This is a genomic window from Streptomyces subrutilus (assembly GCF_008704535.1).
Taxonomy (GTDB): Bacteria; Actinomycetota; Actinomycetes; order Streptomycetales; family Streptomycetaceae; genus Streptomyces; species Streptomyces subrutilus.
On the sequence record NZ_CP023701.1, the window covers coordinates 2,722,560 to 2,742,850 of the forward strand.

At 71.1% G+C, this 20,291-nt stretch carries 18 protein-coding genes and 1 riboswitch; of the genes, 11 read left to right on the plus strand and 7 right to left on the minus strand.

The annotated features are described in order from the left end of the window. The first annotated feature begins 4 nt into the window (after positions 1-4). Both CP968_RS11560 and CP968_RS11565 read left to right on the plus strand, forming a co-directional pair. Positions 5-970 carry a diacylglycerol/lipid kinase family protein gene (locus CP968_RS11560; RefSeq protein ID WP_150517932.1) on the plus strand — a complete coding sequence of 322 codons (966 nt, stop codon included), beginning with the start codon at positions 5-7 and terminating at the stop codon, positions 968-970. A 320-nt stretch (positions 971-1,290) separates the two neighbouring features. Continuing rightward, the gene (locus CP968_RS11565) at positions 1,291-1,548 is read left to right on the plus strand and encodes a WhiB family transcriptional regulator (protein WP_003953983.1); all 258 of its coding nucleotides are present in this window, start codon (positions 1,291-1,293) and stop codon (positions 1,546-1,548) included. Positions 1,549-1,722: 174 nt separating this feature from the next. Here CP968_RS11565 and CP968_RS11570 read toward each other — a convergent pair whose 3' ends face one another. Beyond that, on the minus strand, positions 1,723-3,192 hold the full coding sequence (locus CP968_RS11570; protein WP_167536929.1) for a sensor histidine kinase: 1,470 nt from the start codon (positions 3,190-3,192) through the stop codon (positions 1,723-1,725). A gap of 809 nt (positions 3,193-4,001) precedes the next feature. Between CP968_RS11570 and nagB the strand changes: the two genes are divergently transcribed. Continuing rightward, positions 4,002-4,787 (plus strand): glucosamine-6-phosphate deaminase, encoded by a 786-nt coding sequence (gene nagB / locus CP968_RS11575; RefSeq protein ID WP_150517934.1) that lies wholly within the window; start codon positions 4,002-4,004, stop codon positions 4,785-4,787. Between the two features lie 163 nt (positions 4,788-4,950). Here the strand turns inward: nagB and CP968_RS11580 are convergent, their stop codons facing one another. The 4 genes from CP968_RS11580 to CP968_RS11600 form a co-directional block, all read right to left on the minus strand. Continuing rightward, entirely contained in the window at positions 4,951-6,432 is a 1,482-nt protein-coding gene (locus tag CP968_RS11580; protein ID WP_150517935.1) for a glycoside hydrolase family 3 protein, read from the minus strand. 7 nt (positions 6,433-6,439) lie between these two features. Next, positions 6,440-7,258 carry a carbohydrate ABC transporter permease gene (locus CP968_RS11585; RefSeq protein ID WP_229886766.1) on the minus strand — a complete coding sequence of 273 codons (819 nt, stop codon included), beginning with the start codon at positions 7,256-7,258 and terminating at the stop codon, positions 6,440-6,442. Positions 7,259-7,341: 83 nt separating this feature from the next. Next, positions 7,342-8,364 (minus strand): carbohydrate ABC transporter permease, encoded by a 1,023-nt coding sequence (locus tag CP968_RS11595; protein WP_150517936.1) that lies wholly within the window; start codon positions 8,362-8,364, stop codon positions 7,342-7,344. Positions 8,365-8,490: 126 nt separating this feature from the next. Beyond that, the gene (locus tag CP968_RS11600; protein WP_150517937.1) at positions 8,491-9,774 is read right to left on the minus strand and encodes an extracellular solute-binding protein; all 1,284 of its coding nucleotides are present in this window, start codon (positions 9,772-9,774) and stop codon (positions 8,491-8,493) included. Between the two features lie 293 nt (positions 9,775-10,067). Here CP968_RS11600 and CP968_RS11605 point away from each other — a divergent pair, with 293 nt between their 5' ends. The 6 genes from CP968_RS11605 to CP968_RS11630 all read left to right on the plus strand — a co-directional run bounded on the left by CP968_RS11605 (position 10,068) and on the right by CP968_RS11630 (position 17,827). Continuing rightward, entirely contained in the window at positions 10,068-10,832 is a 765-nt protein-coding gene (locus tag CP968_RS11605; protein WP_150521865.1) for a GntR family transcriptional regulator, read from the plus strand. A gap of 177 nt (positions 10,833-11,009) precedes the next feature. Next, entirely contained in the window at positions 11,010-13,229 is a 2,220-nt protein-coding gene (locus CP968_RS11610; protein ID WP_229886760.1) for a carbon starvation CstA family protein, read from the plus strand. 65 nt (positions 13,230-13,294) lie between these two features. After that, on the plus strand, positions 13,295-13,483 hold the full coding sequence (locus tag CP968_RS11615; RefSeq protein ID WP_150521867.1) for a CstA-like transporter-associated (seleno)protein: 189 nt from the start codon (positions 13,295-13,297) through the stop codon (positions 13,481-13,483). Positions 13,484-13,576: 93 nt separating this feature from the next. Then, positions 13,577-14,074 (plus strand): GNAT family N-acetyltransferase, encoded by a 498-nt coding sequence (locus CP968_RS11620; RefSeq protein ID WP_150517938.1) that lies wholly within the window; start codon positions 13,577-13,579, stop codon positions 14,072-14,074. 41 nt (positions 14,075-14,115) lie between these two features. Further along, positions 14,116-14,249, plus strand: a riboswitch (cobalamin riboswitch). 165 nt (positions 14,250-14,414) lie between these two features. Beyond that, positions 14,415-16,811 (plus strand): ribonucleoside-diphosphate reductase subunit alpha, encoded by a 2,397-nt coding sequence (locus CP968_RS11625; protein WP_150517939.1) that lies wholly within the window; start codon positions 14,415-14,417, stop codon positions 16,809-16,811. Next, a complete protein-coding gene (locus tag CP968_RS11630) occupies positions 16,811-17,827 on the plus strand; it encodes a ribonucleotide-diphosphate reductase subunit beta (RefSeq protein WP_150517940.1) in 1,017 nt (338 codons plus the stop codon). The genes CP968_RS11625 and CP968_RS11630 overlap by 1 nt, the downstream gene beginning before the upstream one ends. Here CP968_RS11630 and CP968_RS11635 read toward each other — a convergent pair. Beyond that, complete coding sequence (locus tag CP968_RS11635; RefSeq protein ID WP_150517941.1) at positions 17,824-18,090, minus strand: hypothetical protein; 267 nt, start codon at positions 18,088-18,090, stop codon at positions 17,824-17,826. The genes CP968_RS11630 and CP968_RS11635 overlap by 4 nt on opposite strands. A gap of 81 nt (positions 18,091-18,171) precedes the next feature. Here CP968_RS11635 and CP968_RS11640 point away from each other — a divergent pair, with 81 nt between their 5' ends. Beyond that, complete coding sequence (locus tag CP968_RS11640; protein ID WP_150517942.1) at positions 18,172-19,140, plus strand: helix-turn-helix domain-containing protein; 969 nt, start codon at positions 18,172-18,174, stop codon at positions 19,138-19,140. 162 nt (positions 19,141-19,302) lie between these two features. Beyond that, positions 19,303-19,497, plus strand: a complete 195-nt coding sequence (locus CP968_RS11645) for a hypothetical protein (protein WP_150517943.1) — start codon at positions 19,303-19,305, stop codon at positions 19,495-19,497. Between the two features lie 81 nt (positions 19,498-19,578). On the opposite strand, the gene def is transcribed toward CP968_RS11645, so the two are convergent. Next, positions 19,579-20,217, minus strand: coding sequence for a peptide deformylase (def, locus tag CP968_RS11650; RefSeq protein WP_150517944.1), 639 nt, complete (start codon positions 20,215-20,217; stop codon positions 19,579-19,581). Positions 20,218-20,291: the final 74 nt, after the last annotated feature.

The following is a 20,291-nucleotide window of genomic DNA, read 5'->3' on the forward strand; positions in this document are numbered from 1 at the left end:
GGTCATGCGTGCACTTCTCGTGGCCAACCCAGCAGCGACGACCACCAGTGCGCGCACGCGCGACGTCCTGACCCATGCCCTGGCCAGCGAGATGAAGCTGGAGGCGGTCACCACGGAGTACCGGGGGCACGCCCGGGACCTGGGGCGCCGGGCCGCGCACGACGGGCTCGACCTGGTCGTGGCCCTCGGCGGCGACGGCACGGTCAACGAGGTGGTCAACGGGCTCCTGCACGACGGGCCCGATCCGGAGCGGCTGCCCCGGCTGGCGGTGGTCCCCGGCGGTTCCACCAACGTCTTCGCGCGGGCGCTGGGCCTGCCCAACGACGCGGTCGAGGCGACCGGCGCCCTGCTGGACGCCCTGCGCGAGCAGCGCGAGCGGACGGTGGGGCTGGGCCTGGCCGCCGGCACCCCGGGCACCGAGGACGAGTCGGTGCCGGCGCGCTGGTTCACGTTCTGCGCGGGCTTCGGCTTCGACGCGGGTGTGGTGGGACGGGTCGAGCAGCAGCGGGAACGCGGCAAGCGTTCGACGCACGCCCTGTACGTGCGCCAGCTTCTTCGGCAGTTCTTCGAAGAACCGCACCGCCGGCACGGTACGGTCACGCTGGAGCGTCCGGGCGCGGATCCGGTGACGGATCTGGTGCTGTCGATAGTGTGCAACACCTCACCGTGGACGTATCTGGGGAATCGCCCGCTTTACGCCTCCCCGGAGGCCTCGTTCGACACCGCGCTTGACGTACTGGCGCTCAACCGTTTGTCAACTCCGGCGGTGGCCCGGTACGCGACACAGCTCCTGACCTCGACTCCTGAGCGGGGTCCGCACGGCAAGCACGCGGTGTCTCTGCACGATCTGACCGACTTCACCTTGCATTCCAAGGTCCCCCTTCCGTTCCAGATGGACGGCGACCATCTCGGACTGCGCACCAGCGTTCAGTTCACAGGCGTACGCCGTGCACTGCGTGTGATTGTGTGAGTGGAAGGGCCTAAAGTCCTTTCACTCGAACGTTTACACGCTGGTCCACCCCCAGGAACTAGGGCTGTGACCTAGTAGACACCGACGAATCAAAAAAAACTTTCCGGAAGGGGTTGTATCCCCGTCCGAGGTTTGCGAATCTCTACATGGCGGTCGGGACAGCCCGCAGAACCCGGCACCCGCAAAGATCGCCAGAACCCCTCCACGAATCAAAGCCCCTACCCGGGCAACCGGGCAGTTGCCCTTCCCTCACGGGGGGATTCGTGAAAGCGTTCACATTCACAAGCAACCTGCCCGTAATACAAGGAGATGGAGCAGCCATGGACTGGCGTCACAACGCCGTTTGTCGTGAGGAAGACCCGGAACTCTTCTTCCCCATCGGCAACACCGGTCCTGCGCTGCTGCAGATCGAGGAAGCCAAGGCCGTCTGCCGCCGCTGCCCCGTCATGGAGCAGTGCCTGCAGTGGGCGCTTGAGTCCGGCCAGGACTCCGGCGTCTGGGGCGGTCTCAGCGAGGACGAGCGCCGCGCGATGAAGCGCCGCGCCGCTCGCAACCGGGCGCGCAACGCCAGCGCCTGATAACGACTTTCGAGCCTCGACGCGCAGCGCGTAGTACCCGTATGAGCGCTTAGCAACGTGCTCTTGAGCCCCGGACCGGGAACATTCGGTCCGGGGCTCGGTGCTGTCCGGGGTCCGTTCCCCCCGCCCACCCCGCACCCGGTCCGTCACGCTGGGTGACGGACCGTACGGCGGCTACTTCTGCGGGCTGGACGGTATGTCGAGGACGACCCTGGTGCCGCGCGGCCGGGCCGGGAGCATGTCGAACGTGCCTCCGAGCTCCCCCTCGACCAGGGTCCGCACGATCTGGAGCCCGAGGTTGCCGGCCCGCTGCGGGTCGAACCCCTCGGGCAGTCCGCAGCCGTCGTCGAGCACGGTGATCAGCAGCCGCCCGTCCGCGCGGCCGGCGCCGGTACGGGTCGCGGCGACCTCGACCGTGCCGCCCTCCCCCTGGGTGAAGGCGTGTTCCAGGGCGTTCTGCAGGATCTCCGTCAGCACCATCGACAGCGGGGTGGCGACCTCGGCGTCCAGGATGCCGAACCGCCCGGTGCGCCGGCACTCCACCCGGCCCGGCGAGATCTCCGAGACCATGGCGATCACCCGGTCGGCGATCTCGTCGAACTGGACGCGCTCGTCCAGGTTCTGGGACAGCGTCTCGTGCACGATGGCGATCGAACCGACCCGGCGCACCGCCTCGTTGAGCGCTTCGCGCCCCTGGGGCGAATCCATCCTGCGGGACTGGAGGCGCAACAGCGCGGCCACGGTCTGGAGGTTGTTCTTCACCCGGTGGTGGATCTCCCGGATGGTCGCGTCCTTGGTGATCAATTCACGTTCGCGACGGCGCAGTTCGGTGACGTCCCGGCACAGGACGAGGGAGCCGATGCGGGTCCCCTTGGGCTTGAGCGGGATCGCGCGCAGCTGGATGACCCCGCCGTTGCCCTCGACCTCGGTCTCCCGGGGGGCCCAGCCGCTGGCGAGTTTGACCAGGGCCTCGTCCACGGGGCCGCGGGAGGGGGCGAGTTCGGTGGTGGTGTCCCCGAGGTGCTGGCCGACCAGGTCGGAGGCGAGGCCGAGGCGGTGGTAGGCGGAGAGGGCGTTCGGGGAGGCGTAGGTCACCACCCCGTCGGCGTCGAGCCGTATCAGTCCGTCGCCGACCCGCGGGGAGGCGTCCATGTCGACCTGCTGGCCGGGGAAGGGGAAGGACCCGGCCGCGATCATCTGCGCCAGGTCGGAGGCGGACTGGAGGTAGGTCAGCTCCAGCCGGCTCGGCGTGCGCACGGTGAGCAGGTTGGTGTTGCGGGCGATCACGCCCAGCACCCGGCCCTCGCGGCGCACCGGGATCGACTCGACGCGGACCGGCACCTCCTCGCGCCACTCCGGGTCGCCCTCGCGCACGATGCGGCCCTCGTCGAGCGCGGCGTCGAGGAGCGGGCGGCGGCCGCGGGGCACCAGGTGGCCGACCATGTCGTCCTGGTAGGAGGTGGGACCGGTGTTCGGGCGCATCTGGGCGACCGAGACGTACCGGCTGCCGTCGAGGGTGGGGACCCACAGCACGAGGTCGGCGAAGGACAGGTCGGAGAGCAGCTGCCACTCCGAGACCAGCAGGTGGAGCCACTCCAGGTCGGTTTCACTGAGAGCGGTGTGCTGGCGTACGAGGTCGTTCATGGAGGGCACGGGGCGAGCGTACCCCGGGTACGCCCGATGACTTTCCGCACGGGAACGCGCAGGAGTACCCAGGACCGTACGGGGCCGCGTAGTGTTGGAGGAAGTGACGGGAATCCTAGGGCCGTCATTGGATGGACAGAAGAGAATGGTCTAGTCCACAATTGCATCAGGCTTCCGTCCTCCCCGCACAGGAGGACGGATCGAGGTAAGCCGCGCGCTCTGCCCTGACCGCGCGGGAACCTCCCACCGGCCTTCGGGAACCGCACACCCGTCGGCCGTAAGTACTCCGGGCTACGGTGCCGGATGGGCCGAGGGTCCCGTCCTGCACCGTGGCCCAGAGGAAAGCGCCGCCGCTGACGTCCGCGGCGATGCGCCTCCCGCGCACCACAGCCGCTCGGACCGGGCCCGCAGGGCCGGTGCCCGCACCGCTTCCCCTTCCTCCCGGGCGACCCCGCCGGGGCCCGCTGCGGCATTCCCAGGAGCGCGGCCACCCGCGCGGCGGGCCCGGGCCCGCGCATCGGCGTCCGGCGAAGGCCCCGCGGGCCGTCACGGCCTCCTCGAAGAGGGTGCGCCCGCCCCCGGAGGCCGCGCGGCGGCCGGGGGTGCCGGCGCCCGGGCCCTGGTCCGGGGTCGGCGCCGGACGCGGCCCCGCACCCGCGCTCCCGGACGGAGAAGACCGTTCCGCAGGCCGGGGCGGACAAAGCGGAACACCATGGGAAGGGCCCCCGGACCCGGGCGCGGGAGGAGCGTTTCTGCTAGATTGGTCTATACCACAATGCCCAGACCCCTCTCAGATCGGCAGGCCCCGCGTGGAAGTTGTCATCGTCCCGGACGCCAAGGCAGGCGGCGAGCTCATCGCGGAGGCCATGGCCGCACTGGTCCGCCGCAAGCCCGACGCCCTGCTCGGCGTGGCGACCGGCTCTACCCCGCTGCCCGTCTACGAAGCCCTCGCCGCCAAGGTCCGGGCCGGCCAGGTCGACGCCTCCCGGGCGCGGATCTGCCAGCTCGACGAGTACGTCGGCCTGCCGGCCGGGCACCCCGAGTCCTACCGCGCGGTCGTCCTGCGCGAGGTCGTGGAGCCGCTCGGCCTGTCCGAGTCCTCCTTCATGGGCCCCGACGGCTCCGCCGAGGACATCGTCGCCGCGTGCGAGGCCTACGACCTGGCACTGGCCGAGGCCGGCGGCGTCGACCTCCAACTGCTGGGCATCGGCACCGACGGGCACATCGGCTTCAACGAGCCGTGCTCCTCGCTCGCCTCCCGCACCCGCATCAAGACGCTGACGGAGCAGACCCGCGTGGACAACGCGCGCTTCTTCGACGACGACCTGGAGCAGGTGCCGCACCACGTCGTCACCCAGGGCATCGGCACGATCCTCGACGCCCGCCACCTGGTACTGCTGGCCACCGGCGAGGGCAAGGCCGAGGCCGTCGCGCAGACCGTCGAGGGCCCGCTGTCCGCGCTCGTCCCGGCCTCCGCGCTGCAGCTGCACCGGCACGCGACCGTCGTCGTGGACGAGGCCGCCGCCTCGAAGCTGAAGCTGGCCGACTACTTCCGCCACACGTACGCCGACAAGCCCTCCTGGCAGGGTCTGTAGGCCCCGGGGCCCACGACGGGCCGGTGCTCCCCACCCGGGGGAGCACCGGCCCGTCCGCGTTCCCGGGGCGCCGTTGCGGGCGGCGCCCGTACGCGCAAGCACCCGTGCCCCCGGACTCGCAGTCCAGGGGCACGGGGGTCCGGGCGGTCGCCGCCGGGGGCGGTCAGGCCCCGGCGATGACCTCCGCGGCCGCCCGCGCGCAGACGCGGGAGGCGCCGTGGGTGGCGATGTGGAGGGCGCCGCGGGGCTCCGCGCGGGGCAGGCCCATCTCGACGACCACGGTGTCCGGGCGGGCCGCCACCAGGGCGTCGAGGGCCTCGGCCATCCACGGGTGGCGGTGGGCGTCGCGGACCACCGCGACGACCGTGCGGTCCCCCGCGGCCGCCAGGATCTCGGCGGCCGGGGCGCCCTCGCCGTAGAGGCCCGCGGTGGTGCCCGGGAGCAGCTCGGCCAGCGGCGCGGCCACGCCCCACGGGGTCTCGTCGCCCACCGCGATGTTCGCGACGGGCGCCAGCGTGGCCACGTACGGGGCGGTGAGCGCGGTCGGCGTGCCGGTCACGGCGAGGGCGCGGCGGGCCGCGGTCAGGCCGATGCCGGACGCGCGGCTCCCCTCCGGCTGCGCGTCCGGCCTGGCCCGGCGGGTCCATTCGGCGAGTGCCCGGACCCGCGCGGCGGCGTCGGCGAGCCGCTCCTCGGGGAGGGTGCCTTCGCGGACGGCGGCGACCAGTGCGTCGCGCAGGCTCAGCACGGTGCCCTCGTCGGCCAGTCCGCCGCCGACGCAGATGGCGTCGGCGCCGGCCGCGATGGCCAGGACCGAGCCGCGCTCGATGCCGTACGTCCCGGCGATGGCGTTCATCTCCATGCCGTCGGTGACGATCAGTCCCTCGTAGCCGAGCTCCTTGCGCAGCAGACCGGTCAGGATCTGCGGGCTGAGGGTGGCCGGCCGGGTCGGGTCGAGGGCGGGCACCAGGATGTGCGCGCTCATCACGGCCTTGGTGCCGGCCGCGACGGCCGCCCTGAAGGGGACGAGCTCGCGGGCCTGGAGGACGTCGAGGTCCACGTCGATGCGGGGCAGCGCGTGGTGCGAGTCGACGTTGGTGTCGCCGTGGCCCGGGAAGTGCTTGGTGCACGCGGCGACGCCGGCGGCCTGGAGGCCCTCGACGTAGGCGGCGGTGTGGCGGGCGACGAGCCCGGTGTCGGCGCCGAAGGAGCGTACGCCGATCACCGGGTTGTCCGGGTTGGAGTTGACGTCGGCGGACGGGGCCCAGTTGAGGTTGACACCGCACTCGGCCAGGCGCCGGCCCAGCTCGCGGGCGACCTCCCGGGTCAGGGTGGTGTCGTCGACGGCGCCGAGCGCCAGGTTGCCCGGGAAGGACGAGCCCTCGCGGACCTCCAGGCGGGTGACGTCGCCGCCCTCCTCGTCGATGGCGACCAGGATGTCGTCCCGCTCGGCGCGCAGCTGCGCGGTGAGCGCGGACAGCTGCCCGGCCGAGACGATGTTGCGGCCGAAGAGGCCGACGGAGGTGAGGCCCTCGCCGACGAGGCGGAGCACCCAGGCGGGGGCGGTGGTGCCCTCGAAGCCGGGCTGGAGGACGGCGAGCGCGTCGCGCGTGACCGTATCGGTGTGCTGCGCAAGGACAGTCATGGGGCCGTTATCCCTTCACGGCGCCGGAGGTCATGCCCCCGACGGCCTTGCGCTGGAGGAAGACGAAGATGAGCAGGACCGGGACCGCGAAGAGCGAGGAGGCGGCCATGGTGGCGCCCCAGTCGTTGCCGAAGGCGGTCATGAACTCGGTCAGCCACAGGGGCAGGGTCTGCGCGGTCTTGTCCTTGTTCAGGATCAGGACCATCGCGAACTCGTTCCAGGCGGTGATGAAGCCGAAGAGCGAGGTGGACATGAGGCCGGGGGCCAGCAGGGGGAAGATCACCTTGCGGAAGGCCTGGCCGCGGGTGCAGCCGTCGATCTGGGCGGCCTCTTCCAGGGTCACCGGGACGGCGGCGATGAAGCCGCGCAGGGTCCAGATGGTGAAGGGGAGGATCATCACGAAGTAGATCGCGGTGAGCAGCGGGAGGCTGTTCAGCATCTCGCCGTCGCGGGCGATCATGTACATCGCGATGACCATGACCTCCCAGGGGGCCATCTGGGCCATCATCACGGTCAGGACCAGGCCCTTGCGGCCCTTGAACTTCATCCGGGCGATGGCGAAGCTCGCGGCGAGGGCGACGAGCAGGGCCAGGACGACGGCGCCGACGGTGACCAGGACGCTGTTGGTGACGTACGTCCAGAAGTTGGTGACGCCGGTGGCCTTGGCGAAGTTGTCCATCGTCGGCGTGAAGACGAAGACGGGGTCCTTGGTCAGCATCTGGTCCGCCGGCTTGAGGGCCGAGGAGAACATCCAGTAGACCGGGAAGACGAAGACGAGGGCCAGGAGCAGCGCGCCGACGTTCTTGACGACGGATCCGGGGCGCAGCGGCCGGCGGGTGCGGAGCTTCTGCGCGGGCTTCGCGGTCGCCGCGGGGGCGGACGGCGCGGGCTTCGGGGCGGTGGTCGTGCTCACTGCTCCTCCTCCTGCTTCAGGATCAGGCGGAAGTAGAAGGACATGACGATCACGAGGATCACGATCGTCAGGACGGAGATCGCGGCGGCGAGGCCGTAGTGGGCCTGGCTCTGGCCTTCGACGTAGGCGAAGACGGGCAGGATCTCGGAGGCGCGGTCGGGGCCGCCCTTCTTCATCGCGTAGACCTGGGTGAAGGCCTTGAAGACCCAGATCACCTCAAGGAAGGTGGTGATGAGGAAGAAGGGCTTGAGGTTCGGGAAGACGATCTTCCAGAAGGTCTGCCAGCCGTTGGCGCCGTCCATCCGGGCGGCCTCGTACAGTTCGCCGCCGACCGTGGTCAGTCCGGCGTACATGTTCAGGGCGACGAAGGGTATGGAACCCCAGACGACGAGGATGGTGACGATCGTCAGGGTGGAGAGGCCGGTCTCGAACCAGTTGTGCCGGTCGTATCCGGAGAAGCCGACGGTGCGCATCACCCAGTTCATGACGCCGAACTGCTCGTCGAACAGCCACTGGAAGACCTGGACGGAGGCGACGATCGGCATGGCCCAGGCCATCACCAGCGCCATCGACAGGACCAGGCGCATCCACTTGCCGAGCCGGTTGAGCAGGATGCCGATCAGGCTGCCGAGCGCCATGATCAGTGCGACGTTCGCGAGGGTGAACGCGAAGCTTCGGACGACGACGGTCCAGAAGGTGGAGTCGCCGAGGAGCTCGGTGTAGTTGTCGAACCCGGCGAAGGGGTACTTCCGCTGGATGAACTCGACCTTGTTGATGTCCTGGAAGGACAGGATCACGTTCTTGATCAGCGGGTACAGCAGGAGGACCGCGAGGCTGAGGATCGCGGGCCCGATCAGCAGGTAGGGCAGCCATCCCGAGGGGAGCGACTTTCTGCCCCCGCGAGGAGGAACCGGATGGCTGGAGCCTGGAGCGGTCGTGGGCGCCTTCGGCCGTCCGGCGGACTTCGGTGGTGCGTCCTGTGGAGCGCTGGTCGCCGCTCCCTGGGAGTGCACGGTCATGTCTTGGCTTCCTCGCGGTTGACTGTGGAGTCAAATGCGCGACCGGGGGCGCGGCAGGCGCGGGGCGCCTGCCGCACCCCCCGGTGCGTTCACACTGCTGGGTCCTGCGGATCCTGCGGGGTGGGACTACTTGTTGATGCGGCTCGCGATTTCCTTGTCCGCGTCCGCGCCCGCCTTGGCGGGGTCCTCACCGTTCAGGACCTTGGTCATGAACTCCTTGATGGGGTTCGGCTCGGTCTCGACGTTCGCCCAGCCGGCCGTGACCGGGGTGATCTTGCCGTTGAGGCCGGCCTTGGCCATGGCCTCGGCGAAGGAGCCCGCGGGGGCGGCGAAGTTCGCGCCGGCCTGGTTCGGGAGCAGCGCGCCCTTGGTCTCGGCGGCGTACTTGGTCATCTGGTCCTTGCCTGCGGCGAGGGCCAGCCACTCCTTGGCGAGCTCCTTGTTCTTGGACCGCTCGGCGACCGCGAGGTTCGAGCCGCCCAGGAAGACGGTGCTGGTCTTGTCGGCGGTCTTGCCCGGGATCGGGAAGTAGCCGAAGTCGGCTTCCTTGCCCGCGTCCTTGAGCGCCTTCTCCGCGCCGCCGGCCTCCCAGCCGAGACCGATCCACGAGGCGACGCCGCCCTTGGGGATGATGTCGGTGGACTGCTGCGGGTTGGCCTCGTCCTTGTCCTTCGGGGCGGTGGAGAAGGACTGGAGCTTCTTGTAGAACTCGATGGCGGAGGCGGCCTGCGGAGTGCCCAGCCCGCCCTTCCACTTGTCGCCGTCCTTGACGGCGAGGTCGCCGCCCTCGTCCCAGATCAGACCGGCCAGGACGTACCAGCTCTGGCCGGGGAGGTAGAGCGCCTGCGAGGCCGGGTCGGCCGCCTTCAGCTTCTCCAGGCCGGCCACCCACTCGTCGCGGGTCTTCGGCGCGGTGACGCCGGCCTTCTCGAAGGCCTTCTTGTCGTAGATGACGACGCGGTTGGCGGCGTACCAGGGGGCGGAGTAGAGCTTGCCGTCGACCTCGGCCGAGGCGAGCATGCTCTTCTGCCAGGCGTCGGCGCCGAGCTTGGCCTTGTCCTTGGTCAGGTCCGCGAGGCCGCCGGTGACCGCGTAGCCGGCGGTCTGGGTGTTGCCGAGCTCGATGACGTCCGGCGGGGTGTTCTCGGAGAGGGCCGTGGTGACCTTCTCCTGGATGCCGGTCCACTTCTGCTCTTCGACCTTGACCGTGACACCGGGGTGCTTGGCCGAAAACTCCTTGTTGACCTCGTCGAGCCAGGCCTTCGGCGCGGAGCCGTCCATCACCCAGACGGTGATCTCCTTGGCGCCGCCCGCGTCGGTCTTGCCCTTGTCGTCGCCGCCGTTGCCGCACGCCGCGACTCCGACCATCATGCCCGCGACACTGACCGCCGCGATGAGCTTGCGCTTCACGCCACCCTCCTCAGGGATGCTGCCTGCAACTTCCCTCGCCCAACGTGGTGACGTACGTACCAAGTACTGCCCGTGGGGCCGGGATCTGATCCATGATTGGTTTAGACCAGTAGCTGGAGCTTGGCCTAGACCTTTAGGGGTGTCAAGGGTCTAATGAGCGGGTGATCGGTCCGTTATCGGACCGACACCTGGGGAGAGAGAAGGCCTGTCCCCCCGCACGTGTCACGATGTGACCGCACATATCGGAGGAGCCGGTGACGGCAGCGAAACTGGAGTCGGGAAGGCGGGCGGCGATGGCCACCGAAGGGGCGATCACGGAGCCGGAAGGCGGGGCGGCCACCCGCACGGCACGTGTACCCAAGTACTACCGACTCAAGCGGCACTTGCTCGACATGACCGAGACCCTACCGCCGGGCACGCCCGTGCCGCCCGAGCGCACCCTGGCGGCCGAATTCGACACCTCCCGGACCACCGTCCGGCAGGCGCTCCAAGAGCTCGTCGTCGAGGGCCGCCTCGAACGCATCCAGGGCAAGGGCACCTTCGTGGCCAAGCCCAAGGTCTCCCAGCCGCTCCAACTCTCCTCGTACACCGAGGACATGAGGGCGCAGGGCCTGGAGCCGACCTCACAGCTCCTGGACATCGGATACGTGACGGCCGACGACACCCTGGCCGGGCTGCTCAAGATCACCACCGGTGGGCGGGTGCTGCGCATCGAGCGGCTGCGCCTGGCCAGCGGCGAACCGATGGCCATCGAGACCACGCACCTTTCGGCCAAACGCTTCCCCGCGCTGCGCCGTTCGCTGGTCAAGTACACCTCGCTCTACACGGCCCTCGCCGAGGTGTACGACGTACGGCTCGCCGAGGCGGAGGAGACCATCGAGACCTCCCTCGCCACCCCGCGCGAGGCCGGCCTGCTCGGCACCGACGTCGGGCTGCCGATGCTGATGCTCTCCCGGCACTCGCTGGACGCCGACGGGGAGCCGGTCGAGTGGGTGCGTTCGGTGTACCGCGGCGACCGCTACAAGTTCGTCGCGCGCCTCAAGCGCCCCGCGGTCTGACGGCGGTCCGGGACCGGCGGCGGAGCCGGTCCGGGACCACACCGGGACCATCGGGACGATCGGCACCCCGCCGGGCGGACGCGACGTACCGGTATGCGGACGGGGTCTTACGCGGACCGGGCAATCCCCCGTAGATTCCCTGCGCTTACGCAGATGATCGACGACGGGACGAGAATCATGGCGAAACCGGAAGCAACAGGTACAGAGCGGGACGCGGCAGGCCCGGACGCGACGCAGGGCCCGCCTTCCCCCAGGTCCATCGCCGTGTGGGTGCTCGTCGGTCTCGTCGGCGCACTCGGCTGGGGCGTCCTGGCCCTCTCCCGCGGCGAGGAGATCTCGGCGGCCTGGCTGCTCGCCGCCGCCCTCGGCTCGTACGCCATCGGCTACCGCTTCTACGCGCGGTTCATCGCGCACCGCGTGCTGAAGGTGGACAAGACCCGGGCCACCCCCGCCGAGCGGCTTGACAACGGTGTCGACTTCCACCCGACCGACCGCCGCGTCCTGTTCGGCCACCACTTCGCCGCCGTGGCCGGCGCCGGCCCGCTCGTCGGCCCCGTGCTCGCCGCACAGATGGGCTACCTGCCGGGCACCATCTGGATCGTCGCCGGCGTCATCTTCGCGGGCGCCGTCCAGGACATGGTCACCCTCTTCTTCTCGACCCGGCGCGACGGGCGCTCGCTCGGGCAGATGGCGCGGGACGAGATCGGCCCCGTGGGCGGAGCCGCCGCCCTCGTCGCCGTGTTCGCCATCATGATCATTCTGCTGGCGGTGCTGGCGCTGGTCATCGTCAACGCCCTCGCCCACTCCCCCTGGGGCGTCTTCTCCATCGGCATGACCATCCCGATCGCCCTGTTCATGGGCTTCTACCTGCGCGTGCTGCGGCCGGGCCGGGTCACCGAGGTCTCGGTGATCGGCGTCGCGCTGCTGCTGCTCGCCATCGTCGCGGGCGGCTGGGTCGCCGAGTCCTCGCTGGCCGGCACCTTCACGCTGGAGAAGGAGACGCTGGTCGTCTGGATGGTCGCGTACGGATTCGTCGCCTCGGTGCTGCCGGTGTGGATGCTGCTCGCGCCCCGCGACTACCTGTCGACCTTCATGAAGGTGGGCACGATCGCCCTGCTCGCCGTCGGCGTCGTGATCGCGATGCCGACCCTGAAGATGCCCGCGGTCACCGAGTTCGCCACCCGGGGCGACGGTCCGGTCTTCGCCGGCTCGATGTTCCCCTTCGTCTTCATCACCATCGCGTGCGGCGCCCTGTCCGGCTTCCACTCGCTGGTCTCCTCGGGCACCACCCCGAAGATGATCCAGAAGGAGACCCAGGTCAGGGTCATCGGCTACGGTGCCATGCTCACCGAGTCCTTCGTCGCGATCATGGCGATGATCGCGGCCTGCATCATCGAGCCCGGCCTCTTCTTCGCCGTCAACTCGCCCCCCGGCGTCATCGGCACCACGGTCGAGACGGCCTCGCAGGCCGTGACCGGGTTCGGCTTCGCCATCAGCCCCGACGCCCTCGCGCAGGCCGCGAAGGACGTGGAGGAGGCCAGCCTGCTGTCCCGTACGGGCGGCGCGCCGACCTTCGCGCTCGGAATGTCGGAGATCTTCTCGGCCGTCATCGGCGGCGCCGGCATGAAGGCCTTCTGGTACCACTTCGCCATCATGTTCGAGGCCCTCTTCATCCTGACCACCGTCGACGCGGGCACCCGCGTCGGGCGGTTCATGCTCCAGGACACCCTCGGCAACGTGCACAAGTCCTTCAAGGACGTCAGCTGGAAGCCCGGCGTCTGGCTGGCGAGCGCGGTCGTCGTCGGCGGCTGGGGCTACTTCCTGTGGGTCGGCGTCAAGGACCCGCTGGGCGGCATCAACCAGCTCTTCCCGCTGTTCGGCATCGCGAACCAGCTGCTCGCCGCGGTCGCCCTGGCCGTCTGCACCACCCTGCTCGTCAAGTCCGGGCGGCTCAAGTGGGCCTGGGTGACCGGCGTCCCGCTGGCGTGGGACGTGGCCGTCACGCTCACCGCCAGCTACCAGAAGATCTTCTCCTCCGACGTGAAGGTCGGCTTCTTCGCACAGCGCGACAAGTACCAGGCCGGCATCGACGCCGAGAAGGTCCTGCCGCCCGCGAAGTCCATGGCGGAGATGCACACCGTGGTCACCAACGCCACGGTGGACGGCGTGCTGTCGGTGCTGTTCGCGGTCCTGATCGTGATCGTGCTGCTGGACGCGGCCCGGACCTGCTTCAAGGCCATCTCCGCCCCGGAGTCCGTGAAGCTCTCCGAGGTCCCGTGGTCCGAGTCGAAGATCGTCGCACCCGCCGGGCTGATCGCCACCGCCGAGGAGCGGGCCGAGCTGGCCGCGGCCGGCCTCGACTCGGGCGGCGGCCGCGCCAAGGAGCCGGTCGCGTGAACCGCTCGGCGGCCGGCGCCGCGGGGCCGGCCCCGTCCGGGTGCGCGGGACCCGCCCCCGGACGGCTGCGCCGGGCCCTGGCGCGGGCGCGGTTCTACGTGCGGGAGTTCTCCGGGGAGGCCGCCTACGACCGGTACGTCGCCCACGCCCGCGCGCACGACCCGGACGCCGAGGTCCCCACCCGCCGCGCCTTCGAGCGGGCCCGCACGGATGCCCGGGAGGCCGATCCCCGCGAGGGGTTCCGCTGCTGCTGAGCGGCCGCGTACCGAAGGGCCCCGCCCCTCCCGGCGGGGCCCTTCGGCGCACCCGGGTCCGGGGCCGTTCGGTCCTCCGGCACACTCGGTGCCATGGACATCACGATCAGGACGGCGCTGCCCGCCGACTACGCGGAGCTGGGCGAGATCACGGCGGGGGCCTACCTCTCCGACGGGCACCTGGACTTCGGCGACGGCGACCCCTACCTCCACACGCTGCGGGACGTCGCCGGCCGCGCCGCCCGGGCCGAGGTGCTCGTCGCCGAACTCGGGGGCCGCCTGCTGGGCGGCGTGACCTTCGCCGCGCCCGGCAGCCCGCTCGCCGACATAGCCGGGCCGGGCGAGGCCGAGTTCCGGATGCTGGCCGTGGCCCGGGAGGCGCGCGGGCAGGGCGCGGGCGAGGCGCTCGTGCGCGCCTGCCTGGAACGGGCGCGGGCGATCGAGGGGGTGGAGGCGGTGGTGCTGTCCACCCAGCAGGGCATGGAAGGGGCCCACCGGATCTACGTCCGGCTGGGCTTCACCCGTACTCCGGAGCGGGACTGGGCGCCGATCGACGACCTCCTGCTGCTCACGTACCGGCTGAACCTGTAGCCGCGCCGACACTACATGTGGGGGCTTCCACAGAGAGGCGCCCCCACATGTATGCTCAGGGCTGCTGTCGCCGCAGGGGAATCCGGTGTGAATCCGGAACTGTCCCGCAACGGTATGAAATGCACCCATCGGTGCATCCGCAAGTCCGAGGACCTGCCGACAGCGCACCCGGCTCGACCGAACCGGGTGCCGATACGTCCGGGCCTCGCGGTTGGGCCGGTGGACGCCATGCGGTGCACGTACCGCCCACCCTGTCGGGGTGTGCGCGTGCGCATCCCCGCGTGCGCCCCTCGCACCCCGCCCCGCCGAAGACCGGGCCGAGCGAGGGAGAGCTCCCGCCGTGACCATCGCGCCTTCCGCACCGCGCGCCGAGTCCGTTCCGTCCACGGTCCTCACGGGACCGGGCGAAGGTCCCGGGGCCGCGATCCTGCGCACCCTCACCGAGCTGACGGCCGACCTGCCGGACACCGACCCGGGCCGGGTCGCCGCCGCCGCGCTGCGCGGCCGCAGCTCCGTCGCGGACGAGGCGGAGCTGCGCGGCCTGGCCACCGAGGCGGCCGCCGGGCTGATCTCCGAGGACCCGGCCTACTCCCGGCTCGCGGCCCGGCTGCTGACGCTGGCCGTGGCCGAGGAGGCCGCCGGCCAGGGCGCCACCTCCTTCTCCGCCTCCGTCGCCGTCGGTCACCGCGAGGGCCTGATCGCCGACCGCACCGCCGCCTTCGTGGCGGCGCACGCGGCCCGCCTGGACTCGCTGGTCGAGCTGGCGCTCGCCGAGGGCGCCGACGACCGCTTCGGCTTCTTCGGCCTGCGGACCCTGCACAGCCGCTACCTGCTGCGCCACCCGATCACCCGCCAGGTCGTGGAGACCCCGCAGTTCTTCATGCTGCGCGTGGCCTGCGGTCTCGCGGAGGACGACAGCGTGCGCGCCGTCGAGGAAGTGGCCTCGCTGTACCGGCTGATGAGCCGCCTCGACTACCTGCCGTCCTCCCCCACCCTCTTCAACTCCGGCACCCGGCACCCGCAGATGTCCTCCTGCTACCTGCTGGACTCCCCGCTGGACGAGCTCGACTCGATCTACGACCGCTACCACCAGGTCGCGCGGCTGTCGAAGCACGCCGGCGGCATCGGCCTCTCGTACTCGCGCATCCGCGCCCGCGGTTCGCTGATCCGCGGCACCAACGGCCACTCCAACGGCATCGTGCCGTTCCTGAAGACCCTCGACGCCTCCGTCGCCGCCGTGAACCAGGGGGGCCGCCGCAAGGGCGCCGCCGCCGTCTACCTGGAGACCTGGCACGCGGACATCGAGGAGTTCCTGGAGCTGCGCGACAACACCGGCGAGGACCAGCGCCGCACGCACAACCTGAACCTCGCGCACTGGGTGCCGGACGAGTTCATGCGCCGCGTCAACGCCGACGCCCCGTGGTCGCTCTTCTCCCCCGCCGAGGTCCCGGAGCTGGTGGACCTGTGGGGCGAGGAGTTCGACGCCGCCTACCGCAAGGCCGAGGCGGACGGCCTGGCCCGCAAGACCATGCCCGCCCGCGAGCTGTACGGCCGGATGATGCGCACCCTCGCGCAGACCGGCCAGGGCTGGATGACCTTCAAGGACGCGTCCAACCGCACCGCGAACCAGACCGCCGAGCCGGGCACGGTCGTGCACTCGTCCAACCTGTGCACCGAGATCATCGAGGTCACCGACGACGGCGAGACGGCCGTCTGCAACCTCGGCTCGGTCAACCTGGGCGCGTTCGTCCTGACGGAGACGGGCGACATCGACTGGGAGCGGCTGGACGAGACCGTCCGCACCGCCGTGACCTTCCTCGACCGCGTGGTGGACATCAACTTCTACCCGACCGAGCAGGCCGGCCGCTCCAACGCCCGCTGGCGTCCGGTGGGTCTGGGCGCGATGGGCCTCCAGGACGTCTTCTTCAAGCTGAAGCTGCCGTTCGACTCCCCCGAGGCGAAGGCCCTGTCCACGAAGCTCTCCGAGCGGATCATGCTCGCCGCGTACGAGGCCTCCTGCGACCTCGCCGAGAAGAACGGCCCGCTGCCGGCCTGGGAGCAGACCCGGACCGCGCGCGGCGTCCTGCACCCCGACCACTACGACGTGGAGCGGAACTGGCCCGAGCGCTGGGACGCGCTGCGCGCCCGGATCGCCGCGACCGGCATGCGCAACTCGCTGCTGCTGGCCATCGCGCCGACGGCGACGATCGCCTCGATCGCGGGCGTGTACGAGTGCATCGAGCCGCAGGTCTCCAACCTGTTCAAGCGCGAGACGCTCAGCGGCGAGTTCCTCCAGGTCAACGCGTACCTGGTGGACGAGCTGAAGCGGCTCGGCGTATGGGACGCCCAGAGCCGCGAGGCGCTGCGCGAGGCCAGCGGGTCCGTGCAGGGCTTCGGCTGGATCCCGGCCGAGGTGCGCGAGCTGTACCGCACGGCGTGGGAGATCCCGCAGCGCGGTCTGATCGACATGGCGGCGGCCCGCACCCCCTACCTCGACCAGTCGCAGTCGCTGAACCTGTTCCTGGAGACGCCCACCATCGGCAAGCTCAGCTCGATGTACGCGTACGCCTGGAAGCAGGGCCTGAAGACCACCTACTACCTGCGCTCGCGCCCGGCGACGAAGATCGCCCGCGCCGCGCAGGCCACCACCCCGGTGGCGCTCCCGCAGGCCGCGGCCGACGCGGACGCGCTCGCCTGCTCCCTTGAGAACCCCGAGTCCTGCGAGGCCTGCCAGTAATGAGCTCCAACGACACCAAGAACCTCCTGGACCCGGGCTTCGAGCTCACGCTCCGTCCGATGCGCTACCCGGACTTCTACGAGCGCTACCGCGACGCGATCAAGAACACGTGGACGGTGGAGGAGGTCGACCTCCACTCGGACGTCGCCGACCTGGCGAAGCTGACCCCCTCCGAGCAGCACATGATCGGCCGGCTCGTGGCGTTCTTCGCGACGGGTGACTCGATCGTCTCGAACAACCTGGTGCTGACGCTCTACAAGCACGTCAACTCCCCGGAGGCGCGCCTGTACCTGTCGCGCCAGCTGTTCGAGGAGGCCGTGCACGTCCAGTTCTACCTGACGCTGCTCGACACCTACCTGCCCGACCCGGACGACCGCGCGGCGGCCTTCGACGCGGTCGAGGAGATCCCGTCGATCCGCGAGAAGGCGCAGTTCTGCTTCCGGTGGATGGACTCGGTCGAGAAGATCGACCGGCTGGAGACGGCCGCCGACCGGCGCCGCTTCCTGCTGAACCTGATCTGCTTCGCGGCGTGCATCGAGGGCCTGTTCTTCTACGGCGCCTTCGCGTACGTGTACTGGTTCCGTTCGCGCGGCCTGCTGCACGGTCTGGCCACCGGCACGAACTGGGTGTTCCGTGACGAGACCATGCACATGAACTTCGCGTTCGAGGTCGTGGACACGGTCCGCAAGGAGGAGCCGGAGCTCTTCGACGACGCCCTGCGGCAGCAGGTCACCGACATGCTGAAGGAGGCCGTGGAGGCGGAGCTGCAGTTCGGGCGCGACCTGTGCGGTGACGGCCTGCCGGGCATGAACACCGAGTCGATGCGCGAGTACCTGGAGTGCGTCGCGGACCAGCGCCTGGTGCGTCTGGGCTTCCCGCCGGTGTACGGCTCGCAGAACCCGTTCTCCTTCATGGAGCTGCAGGGCGTCCAGGAGCTGACGAACTTCTTCGAGCGGCGCCCGTCGGCCTACCAGGTCGCGGTCGAGGGCACGGTCGACCTGGACGAGGACTTCTAGGCCGCCCGCTCCCCCGCTCTTGCGGACGTCGGCGCCCGGTGCGCCGTGTGGCCCCGGTGCCGCGCGGCGGACCGGGCGCCGCCGCGCTGTGGGGACCGGTCCGCGGCCGGTGCGGGGCCCCGCCCCGGGGCCGCCGGCTCGCCGCGGGCCGCGGCGGCGAGCTGCCGGTCGATCCGGCGCTCGCGCAGGGCTCCGTACAGGGCCGGGGCGAGGAGCGGTGCGGCCAGGGCGAGGACGGTGAGGAGGTTCAGGAGCGTGTTCACGGCTCCACCCTCGCCGGGGCGGATCCCACCCGACAGTGGCAGGACCGTCATGGATCTACGAATTACTGCCACACTGGGGTCATGCTGAACAACGTGGCCGTGGCCGTGGCCAACGGGGTCGCCCCCTTCGAACTGGGCATCTTCTGCGAGGTCTTCGGGGTCGACCGGAGCGCGGTGGGCCTGCCCGTCTACGACTTCGCCGTCTGCGCGGCGGAGGACAACCCGCTCGCGGTCGGCGACGGCCACTACGGCCTCACCCTCCCCCACGGCCCCGACCGGCTGGAGGAGGCGGACCTGATCTGCCTGCCGGCCGACCGCGAGGCCCCCGTCCGCGACTACCCGGCCGCCCTGCTGGCCTCCCTGCACCGGGCCGTGGACCGCGGGGCACGGGTGCTCAGCGTGTGCAGCGGGGCGTTCGTGCTGGGCGCGGCGGGCCTGCTCGACGACCGGCGCTGCACCACCCACTGGATGCACGCCCCCGCGCTGGCCCGCCGCTTCCCGCGGGCCCGGGTCGACCCCGACGTGCTGTACGTGGACGAGGGCCCGGTGGTCACCTCCGCCGGCACCGCCTCCGGCATCGACGCCTGCCTGCACGTGGTCCGCCAGGAGCAGGGCGCCGAGGTGGCCAACACGATCGCCCGGCGGATGGTCGTGCCCCCGCACCGGGACGGCGGCCAGGCCCAGTACATCCGGCGGCCGCTGCCGCGCACCTCCTGCGACACGGTCGGCGCGGTGATCGGATGGATGGCCCGCCACCTCGACGGGGAGATCACCGTCGAGCAGCTCGCGGAGCGCGCCCACATGTCCCCCCGGACCTTCGCCCGCCGCTTCCTCCAGGAGACCGGGACCACCCCGTACCAGTGGGTGCTGCGCCAGCGGGTCCTGCTGGCCCAGGAGCTGCTGGAGGCCACGGACGAGACGGTCGACGCCATCGCGGGCCGCTGCGGCTTCGGCAACGCGGCCGCGCTGCGCCACCACTTCCTGCGCGCCCTGGGCACCACCCCGAACGCCTTCCGGCGCGCGTTCCGGGGGCCGCAGGCCGTCGCCTGACCGCGGTGACCGGATCTGGGCCTGGCCGAAAGACGGGGAACACTTGTCCCGAACCCGTCGCCTGGGTAGCCGGACGATGACGTACGGTGAACGGGCCTGGCCCAGGAAGCCCGCACCGCACTCGGGCCCCGCGCCTCACCACCACAGCCCAGGGGGGCCTGTATGTCCCGCACCGCCCGCATCCTCACCGCCGCCGCGTTCGCCGCGCTGCTCGTCGGGGGCGCGACCGGCGCCGCCTCCGCGGACAGCGGCTGGGGGTTCGCCGCGCCCGCTCCGGCCCGCTCCGCGCAGCCGCCGGCGGACAGCGGCTGGGGGGTCGCTCCCCCCGACAGCGGCTGGGGTTTCGTCCGGAAGTAGCCGGCGCCGTCCACGGCACGCGGCGGGGCCCCGCTCCGGATCGGAGCGGGGCCCCGCCGCGTGCCGTGGTGACCGGGGCCGCTACGCGTTCGGGACGGTCTCGTAGCGCGGGGTGCCCTCTTCCATCTGCCGCAGCGCGTCCTTGCGGTCCCGCTTCGAGAGCCGGTCGATGTACAGGTACCCGTACAGGTGGTCGGTCTCGTGCTGGAGGCAGCGGGCGAAGTAGCCGGTGCCGCGCACCTTGATCGGGTTGCCCTGCGCGTCCTGGCCGGTCACCTCGGCGTAGTCCGGGCGCGCCAGCGAGGCGTACGCCGTCGGCACGGACAGGCAGCCCTCGTTCGAGTCGTCCAGGACGCGGGTGCCGGCCGGCAGCTCGACGAGCTTCGGGTTGACCACGACACCGGTGTGCCGGTTGCCGTCGTCGTCGGGGCAGTCGTAGACGAAGACCTTGGCGTCCACACCGATCTGGTTCGCGGCCAGGCCCACGCCCTCGGCGGCCTTCTGGCTGGCGAACATGTCGTCGATCAGCCGCGCCAGCTCGTCGCCGAACTCGGTGACGTCCTTGCACTCCCGGTGCAGGACCGGGTTGCCGACCACCGTGATGGGACGGGCGGTGCCACGCTCGCGGTGGGCGAGCTCGCGCTCCGCGCAGTCCTCGGTGTCCACGACGTACCCGTCGTTCGCCACGGCCTCGACAACCTCGTTCTCCTGCTGCGCCATGTCCGCCGTACGCCTTCCGTAAGTCCGTCACCGGCGGCAGCCGACGGCCACCGATGTGCCCGTACAGCCTACGG

Bases quoted from the DNA above. Each gene is read 5' to 3' on its own strand.
- CP968_RS11605 (WP_150521865.1), top strand. From the start codon at position 10,068: ATGGCCACCGAAGGGGCGATCACGGAGCCGGAAGGCGGGGCGGCCACC.
- CP968_RS11565 (WP_003953983.1), top strand. From the start codon at position 1,291: ATGGACTGGCGTCACAACGCCGTTTGTCGTGAGGAAGACCCGGAACTC.
- CP968_RS11610 (WP_229886760.1), top strand. From the start codon at position 11,010: ATGGCGAAACCGGAAGCAACAGGTACAGAGCGGGACGCGGCAGGCCCG.
- CP968_RS11630 (WP_150517940.1), top strand. From the start codon at position 16,811: ATGAGCTCCAACGACACCAAGAACCTCCTGGACCCGGGCTTCGAGCTC.
- CP968_RS11620 (WP_150517938.1), top strand. From the start codon at position 13,577: ATGGACATCACGATCAGGACGGCGCTGCCCGCCGACTACGCGGAGCTG.
- CP968_RS11640 (WP_150517942.1), top strand. From the start codon at position 18,172: ATGCTGAACAACGTGGCCGTGGCCGTGGCCAACGGGGTCGCCCCCTTC.
- CP968_RS11570 (WP_167536929.1), bottom strand. From the start codon at position 3,192: ATGAACGACCTCGTACGCCAGCACACCGCTCTCAGTGAAACCGACCTG.
- CP968_RS11595 (WP_150517936.1), bottom strand. From the start codon at position 8,364: ATGACCGTGCACTCCCAGGGAGCGGCGACCAGCGCTCCACAGGACGCA.
- def (WP_150517944.1), bottom strand. From the start codon at position 20,217: ATGGCGCAGCAGGAGAACGAGGTTGTCGAGGCCGTGGCGAACGACGGG.
- CP968_RS11580 (WP_150517935.1), bottom strand. From the start codon at position 6,432: ATGACTGTCCTTGCGCAGCACACCGATACGGTCACGCGCGACGCGCTC.
- CP968_RS11560 (WP_150517932.1), top strand. From the start codon at position 5: ATGCGTGCACTTCTCGTGGCCAACCCAGCAGCGACGACCACCAGTGCG.
- CP968_RS11645 (WP_150517943.1), top strand. From the start codon at position 19,303: ATGTCCCGCACCGCCCGCATCCTCACCGCCGCCGCGTTCGCCGCGCTG.